Annotated in this window: 7 protein-coding genes; 1 reads left to right on the top strand and 6 read right to left on the bottom strand. The window is 38.0% G+C overall.

What is annotated here, in order from left to right:
* Window positions 1-555: 555 nt before the first annotated feature.
* The 3 genes from AC4GME_RS15020 to AC4GME_RS15010 form a co-directional block, all read right to left on the bottom strand.
* Window positions 556-735 (bottom strand): hypothetical protein, encoded by a 180-nt coding sequence (locus AC4GME_RS15020; RefSeq protein WP_490379675.1) that lies wholly within the window; start codon window positions 733-735, stop codon window positions 556-558.
* A 357-nt stretch (window positions 736-1,092) separates the two neighbouring features.
* Window positions 1,093-1,506, bottom strand: coding sequence for a NirD/YgiW/YdeI family stress tolerance protein (locus AC4GME_RS15015; RefSeq protein ID WP_490379674.1), 414 nt, complete (start codon window positions 1,504-1,506; stop codon window positions 1,093-1,095).
* Window positions 1,507-1,772: 266 nt separating this feature from the next.
* Complete coding sequence (locus AC4GME_RS15010; protein WP_490379673.1) at window positions 1,773-3,386, bottom strand: MmgE/PrpD family protein; 1,614 nt, start codon at window positions 3,384-3,386, stop codon at window positions 1,773-1,775.
* Between the two features lie 571 nt (window positions 3,387-3,957).
* Here AC4GME_RS15010 and AC4GME_RS15005 point away from each other — a divergent pair.
* Window positions 3,958-4,767 (top strand): ceramidase domain-containing protein, encoded by an 810-nt coding sequence (locus tag AC4GME_RS15005; RefSeq protein ID WP_490379672.1) that lies wholly within the window; start codon window positions 3,958-3,960, stop codon window positions 4,765-4,767.
* Between the two features lie 77 nt (window positions 4,768-4,844).
* Here the strand turns inward: AC4GME_RS15005 and AC4GME_RS15000 are convergent, their stop codons facing one another.
* From AC4GME_RS15000 to AC4GME_RS14990, 3 genes are all read right to left on the bottom strand, one after another.
* Entirely contained in the window at window positions 4,845-5,258 is a 414-nt protein-coding gene (locus AC4GME_RS15000; protein WP_490378136.1) for a YgiW/YdeI family stress tolerance OB fold protein, read from the bottom strand.
* Between the two features lie 159 nt (window positions 5,259-5,417).
* Window positions 5,418-5,831: a YgiW/YdeI family stress tolerance OB fold protein gene (locus AC4GME_RS14995; RefSeq protein WP_490378137.1), complete on the bottom strand. Its 414-nt coding sequence runs from the start codon at window positions 5,829-5,831 to the stop codon at window positions 5,418-5,420.
* A 374-nt stretch (window positions 5,832-6,205) separates the two neighbouring features.
* Window positions 6,206-7,767: YiiX/YebB-like N1pC/P60 family cysteine hydrolase (locus tag AC4GME_RS14990; RefSeq protein WP_490379671.1), on the bottom strand; the 1,562-nt coding region annotated here is incomplete at its 5' end.

Raw genomic sequence — 7,767 nt, 5'->3', positions numbered from 1 at the left:
GGCATAAAAAAACCAGTACATAATATGGACTGGCTGTTAATGATGATAAAAAACATATTTATAGGGTGATAGCAGTAAAACCTCCTCTCGCAGTCGTCTTGTCTATTCTGACTGGTGCGTTAATCTCACTTATAAAAATGCAATGATCTAATGCTGAAATAAATCTCGATTATGCCCAAATACCTACAGCTAATAAATCAGTCACAAAGTTTACTAGGTTAAGCCAGATAGTTTCACATACGATGGTAAAAAGTAGTTCAAACATAATCAATTCCTCTTTAAGCAATTATGATGTATTTCCAATATGCAGCTATCATAAACCGGTACAGATTTACAGCGGCTTAATCACCTGTTCATTTTCCATTCATCCATATGGTTATGTGGTATATCATTATTTAACAGCAGCAACTTAGGCATTTATATTCGGGAAAAGAAACACTTAAAATATAGATAAAAAAAGCCAGTGCATAATATGAACAGGCTTTTAATGGTGAATCAGGAGTTTAATACCTAGTTTTTTAATTACTCGCTTTAAAATAGTCAATCACAATTGGTTTAGTCAAACTCTATATCGAAATCATCCTCTTCATCTTCGAGTTCAACTATAATCGCTAACTCAGCCAATTCAGATATAAAGCTGTCAGCTCCTTGGTTTACTGGTATTTCTATTTGAGCAGCATTAACGTTAAAAGCGAATAACATTGGAAGTGTGATTACAGTTAGAAATTTTTTCATGGTTAGTTCCTCAGGTTTAAGTTTATAAAACACGGCTGTTAGCAACATGGGGTTATCATAAATCAGCATCTATTTACCCTTGGTTAAGCATTTATTTATTTTCTTTAATAACTAATGTAAACATGTTCGGATTTACTACCTGCAGTGTTTGCCAATGGCAGCCACTCATTAACCTGTTCCATTATTAGATATATAATGGTACTCCATAGCATTCCTGTAACTGCTATCACAATAGCGATAAAGATAAGTATCATCATTTTACTACCCCTCTGTTATTGATGTAAGCATGTCTTCTTTTATATAAAAAGGAAGCTGATGCAGCATAGTGTGCTGTAACGGCTGCCTAATGCTTAAGCGTTAATTAGCTTTGATGACATCAAGTCTGTCTACATCAAAAGTGAGACCCACCTCTTCGTAATCCGCCTCGCCATAAAACACAACCGTGTCTTGCGGCGTGATATCTACACCGTTAAACAGTCGCGGGTTAATATCAACAATGATGCTGCCGGTGTCGTCGCTGATTGTGTAACTATCATTATCAATTTGATTTTGGATATGGCCTTTCAGCACATACTCTTTTTCATCGGCTTTTGCGCCGGTCAGCACCAGATCAAATAGACCACCGCTTTTACCGACATCGGTTTCACTTTTAAATTGTGCAATCGTGGTGTGTAGAACATCGCTGTTGACTGCCTGTGCGCCGACAAAAGCTGCATTAGCGCCAGTAGTAAATAACAGCGGCAGTGCGATTAAAGTTAATAGTTTTTTCATAATTAGTTCCTCTGGTTTAGTTTTATAAACGGCTGCTCTTAACAACATAGAGCTATCATAGGCTGAGGCGTTTTTACGGGGCATGAACTACTTGTTCATATTCGGTTTATATTTATAACACCTTACACATTCACTTTAAAAAACATTGCCTTATATTGTTTTTTTGATTTTATTTTTCAAATAAACATAAAAAAACCAGTGTAATTACACTGGCTTAATATGGTAAATCTTATCCTAATTTTTCTTTCGACTAACAGGCCTCAAGATTAATCCCAGCTTTCAGGCGTGTAGCCGCGTGCAGAAAACTTGTTAACATAATGGAACCCCGTTTGGCTGCTAAGCTCATTAACATCTTCAATTTTCTTTGCTCTTTCAGCACCAAACATTTTAGGTGTGTAGCCGCGTGCAGAAAACTTGTTAACATAATGGAACCCCGTTTGGCTGCTAAGCTCATTAACATCTTTGATTTTATCAAGTGAAAGCAGCATATCTTCAATTTCCTTTGCTCTTTCAGCACCAAACATAGGTGTCACAAGATCCGTGTATTTTTTAGTCACAGCCTCTCTTTTCTCTTCTAAACCTGGTAAATCTTCAAACACATTTGCTGCTGCTGTATGTATTTTGCCGTCTTTTGTTATCACTTTTGTTTCTGTATAGAACCAGTCATCATATTGTTTGATCACAATCTTCGTTTTATCAATTAAAGCAGCAACCTTTTGGTCTTTAACAGCCTCCTCTGTAAACCCTTGAATACCTGTTTTACTTGTCACCACTGCATTCATCGCAGAATAAGGAATGCTGAATTTTCCTTCTAAACCAGAACGCGGGTGATAGACACCTGCTGTTTTTATTGCAATTGGACTCACTGCAAATTCGACAGATTTAATATCTTCAGGTTTAACACCATCTCGTTTTGCAATTTCAAGCATTGTTTCGATTGCGCCGTGAGTCCAGTGACAAGATGCATGATATTTAACTGAAAGGTTCGTCATTCCCCAGGTTTTTCCCATTGTAGTCAGCGCTTCTTTATTATTGAAGCCGCCAAATACAGCGAATAAACCATTAGGTCCTTCAAGTATGTCTGATGCTCCTGTAAACCCTTTACGTGCAAGAAGTGCTGCTTCTACGGCCGCTTCAGCTGCTTGCCCTGCATGTAAAGGTTTACTCATTGTTCCGAACGATCTCTTAAGACCAAATGCTTGTGTCGTCGCAATTGCTAATGCATTAACCGTTTGTTCCTCATTAAGTTCAAGAAGGTGAGAGGCAGCAGCTGCTGATGCGATGATCCCCAGTGCAGATGTGTTATGCATACCTTGTGTATACATTGAATTTGCTACTGATTTGGCGACGGTAATGCCCACATCTAACCCCACTAAATAAGCTGCTAGCATATCTTTGCCGCTTTTATGCTCCATATCTGCTAATGCCAGCACCGTAGCAACAATAGAAGCTGAAGCATGGCCGCGGAATACAGAGTGCGAATCATCAAAATCTAACGCATGAGAAGCAGCACCATTAATTAATGCGGCCTGAGTTGCAGATACTTTAATATCGTAGCCAATAACTCCACTTTGTTGTGCACCACCTAGATCTTCTGACAACTCAACTAACTTCTTCACTAATGGATCTTGTGCTCCTGCTAATGCAACACCAGTCCAGTCTAATACTGCTGTTTTAGCATGTTCATAATACTCTGGCGCAATATCTGATTGTTTTGTATTTACAATAAATTGTGCGATTTGCCGCGTGGCACCAAGCGGTTTAGTGCTAGAAGCGACTATTGTTGTTCCCTCTTCAGCAGCTTGAGCAACTGTAGCAGCTGCGTGAGCATTAGCAGCCAATAACATTGGCAGTGTGATGACAGTTAGTAATTTTTTCATGATTATTTCCTCAGGTTTAAGTTTTAAATGCGTTGCTCTCAACAACATGGGGCTATCATAAGGGGCTGCGTTTTTACCTGAAGTGAATGGAACATTCATTTTCCATTCATGTTTATAACAAAAATCAAGAAAGGTACAAAAGATCAATAAAAACAGTTTGTTATGCTTTTTGTTTTAGATGGGAATATTTTAAGTCTGAAGATTTGACAGGTGAATTAAGCCATATCATCGATAGCTGCGAAGTACACAGCGACAGAGAAGTTGTGCGTTACACAAAGAACACGAATGATATCAATGTAATATACAACTCTTAATTGTGTACTAATTTTTTCTTTAACTTCGTGCCTGTGAGGTAAATTTTTATCGATTATTAGTTTGCCGGCGTAAAGTGCATAAGCATGTGATTTAATAAGCACATAGAACAATAATGTAGTCTGTTACGGGAGTTGTAATAGTATATTTACTTTGTGGTGTACTACTCTACTTTTGCTTAAAGCAGTATGGTTTTTCATTATTTACGGTAAAATTTCTGTAAATCTAGTTTTTGTGTAGTAATTAAAGGCGGCAGGGAATGAGTGACAGAGTTGTAATAGCAAATGTTAAAAATAGATATTATTTATGGTTAATTACAGCCATTGTGTGTTTCGGAGTATTGTTACTGCCTGCTCACCCTCAAGATCCTCACTACCACGTGTTTGCTGACACCCGCTTTATCTGTGGTATTAGCAATTTTTGGAATGTTATCTCTAATTTACCTTTCTTGATAGTTGGCGGGTTGGGAATTTATTTTTGTGTAAAAAATAAAGATAGTTTGTCATCTCTATTTAATGGCGCACTACTATTTTTTATTGGGGTAAGTTTAGTCGCTTTTGGCTCCGCTTATTATCATTATATTCCCAATAATTTAACTCTGGTTTGGGACAGAATACCAATGACGATAGCATTTATGGCACTTTATTCACTGGTAGTGTCGGCTTTTGTTAAGCAAGAAAGCGGTGTAAAGCTTTTACCTTGGTTGATATCTGCTGGTGTATTAAGTGTTATCTATTGGTGGCTGACAGAATCCATTGGTAGAGGGGACTTACGGTTCTATGCACTAGTACAATTTTTGCCGCTACTCTTAATGATATTTATTATGATGCTGTTTAGTGCGGAAGGGGTAAAAAAGTGGCCGCTAACTGCCATGTTTATTTGGTATGCATTGGCAAAAATATTGGAAGCTTTTGATCAGGAAGTGTTTAACAGCTTAACGTTAATAAGTGGACATACTCTGAAGCACTTAGTTTCTGCAATTGGCGGCCTATTTGTATTATTCTGGTTGTGGAAAATATGCTGCTATAAAGAGCAGCAGTCAATTCAAAAAACAGGCTCAACCTGTTGATTTAATCATAAATATTAATCTACATAGTCTAACCTTAGTCACTAAGATCTACTTTACTGGGTCTTAGTGACAATAAATTATTTTACTTTTACTACCCTAAATCTATCAACGTCAAAAGTCAGGCCCATATCTCCGTACTCCGCTTCACCATAAACCATAATCGTATCTTGAGGGGTAACATCACGGCCGTTAAACAGGTTCGCATTGATATCGACAACAATAGTGCCGGTATCATCAGCAAAAATGTAGCTGTCAGCATTGATCTGGCTTTGTAAATTGCCCTGCAGGACAAACTCTTTTTCATCCGCCTTAACACCAGTGATAACAAAATCAAACAAGCCGCTGCTCTCGCCTATATCTGTTTCACTTTTAAACTGTGCGACAGTACTATGGGGCATACCACTGTAGTCCGCTTGTGTACCAACAAAAGCAGCATTCGCTTTAACAGCAAACAACACAGGTATTGCGATTAAAGGTAGTAATTTTTTCATGTTTAGCTCCTCATGTTTAAGTTTTAAAATGGTTGTTATCAACAACAGGGAGTTACCCTAAACGGTACTGCTTTTACCTGAAGTGAACACATTGTTCATCCTGCATTCATTTTTCTAAATAAACAGCGGCAGTTATTATTCCGTTTTTTAGGCATGATATTAACCGGCTTTGATCACCTGCAGTTTGTCTACATCAAAAGTCAAACCGACCTCTTCGTAATCCGCTTCGCCATAGAACACCACCGTATCTTGCGGTGTAACATCCATACCGTTAAACAGGTTTGTATTGATATCTACGATAATGCTGCCTGTGTCATCTATGATGGTATAGCTGTCACCGTCTATCTGGTTTTGGATATGTCCCTTGAGTACATACTCTTTTTCATCGGCTTTAGCACCAGTAAGCACCATATCGAACAACCCGCTGCTTTCACCTACATCTGTTTCACTTTTAAACTGCGCGATAGTAGTGTGCGGTGCACCGCTGTTTGCAGCCTGAGCGCCGACAAAGGCAGCGTTAGCATTAGCAGCAAATAACATAGGCAGTGCGATTAAAGGTAGTAATTTTTTCATGGTTAGTTCCTCTGTTTGATTTTAAAAAGTGTTGCTTTCAACAACATGAGGGAATCATAAGGGGGGCAGGTTTTACCTGAAATGAACTGGCTGTTCATATTCGGTTAATTTTAAAACAATCGGCAAGCAAATTGTCACAAGTAATTGTTTTGTATGCAATTTAGCCACACCAAAAACTAATTGGTCTGTTTTTTATTTGTAAGTATGGTTTTAACCGCGCAATATAAGAGCGAGGCTGAAGCCTCACTTCCTAAAACAGAACATAATATTAAGCGGAACGGTATTACACTTTTATTTAGAGGCTGGTTTTCTTTTTTCAACAAAAAAAAACCAGCTAATTAAGCTGGCTAGCAGTGGAAAGAACAGGTTAGCACTTAATTTTTATAAACAACTTTGTCATATTGACCGTTGAGCAAAGCATTAAAGTTTGCCTGCAGTGAACTTTCAGGCAGCATCTTGCCATCGTGGTAAATCAATATAGGTTGGAAGGGAGATTTTTTGTCTTTGGCTAGAGCCGCTACATGATCAGGGCTAACGGTATAACGTCCTATGGTTTCTTCAACCGGCCAGCTAAAATCATCATAAACTCGAAAAACAAGTTCTGAGCAGACAATCTTATTCGGCGTTTCTACATCAAAGTTAAAATCATACTCCTTGCCTATTTGTGCAAACGCACCCAGTAAATATTTAGTTTTCTGTGCATCGGTTAACTGACGGTTCCTGATAATAGCCAGATCATCAATATTCAAAAAATGCTCAAAGGTATTAAGCTGAACATCATCACGTAAAGCCTCTAGAATACCTCTGTCCTGCTTAATCATATTTTGAAAAGAAGAACCTTTATAATCATGTTTGATTCTTGCTTTCGCTTCTATTTCAGGCAGTTTCTGCCAGACACCAAGGCGTTTTAACTCAGGAATATCAGCTTGTCCGCCAACCCAGATTGCAACATGCCCCCAATGACCAGGAATAAAGTTATCTGTGAGTCTAAACGGCGTTTTTTCAAATACAATATCAAGAATATTAAGCTTGCTGGTAATACCATTCTGCTCGGATTTTGTCATATTAATCAGTTTACCCGAACGCTCTTCATATAAACCGAGTACATTGCCAAATAATCCACTGATCTCGTTTATTGCTGCGTCTGTCAGACTATCGACATCATCAAAAAATTCATTGCCTGTGATCGCCAAACCTATTTCTATTTCATCGCCTATGCTTAGCTCTGGTATTCTATGGTAAGCGTAACTGCCGTCCAGGAGGTTATTCAGGTAGAGATTGTCTTTATCTAAAGATATGGCTGCATTTGCATGCTTTTTTTCAAAATCACGAAACAGATGAACAAGCTTAATCATACGTATGGTCTGCTCGTAAGGCTCACCGCTTTGAATTTCATTAATGACCTCTTCCAGAAATTTTTTACTTTCGCTGTCAATATTTTCAATATCAAATTGACGGCGTAGATCCTCATTTTTAAGATAACGAACTAAAATCACCACATAATTATCAAACAGCATCATTTTGGATGCCAGCCACATTTTACTTTCCAATATTAATAAGCGGCCGGCGTCATCTCTTGGGTTGATATATAAGTCGGCATCATCAGATGAACTAAATATACCTTTATCGGCTACACCATGTGTTGCACTTTGAGTAGGAAAAGTAATTTCAAGTTCGGGATTCGTATAAGGAAGGTAAGTTTTAATAAAGTAGTTTAATTTTACTCGGTTTTCTTTATACGATTCGATATGTCGTTTGATGGCTTGCTGATCTGCAGAGGTAAGATGCGTATTCGTAGAGAGTTTATTATGTAGTTTGCTAAAAAAAACCTGCGCATCTCTTCGCAGCGCCAGACTTTCTTCCGTAACCTGAATGAAGCGGCGATAATTTTCTTCAAAATAATCTTTTCTGTTTTTTTCTACTAAAGCATCTAATT

The organism is Psychromonas sp. (assembly GCF_983033635.1).
The sequence above is the reverse complement of the archived record's forward strand: the minus strand, read 5'-3'. Positions and strand labels throughout refer to the sequence as shown.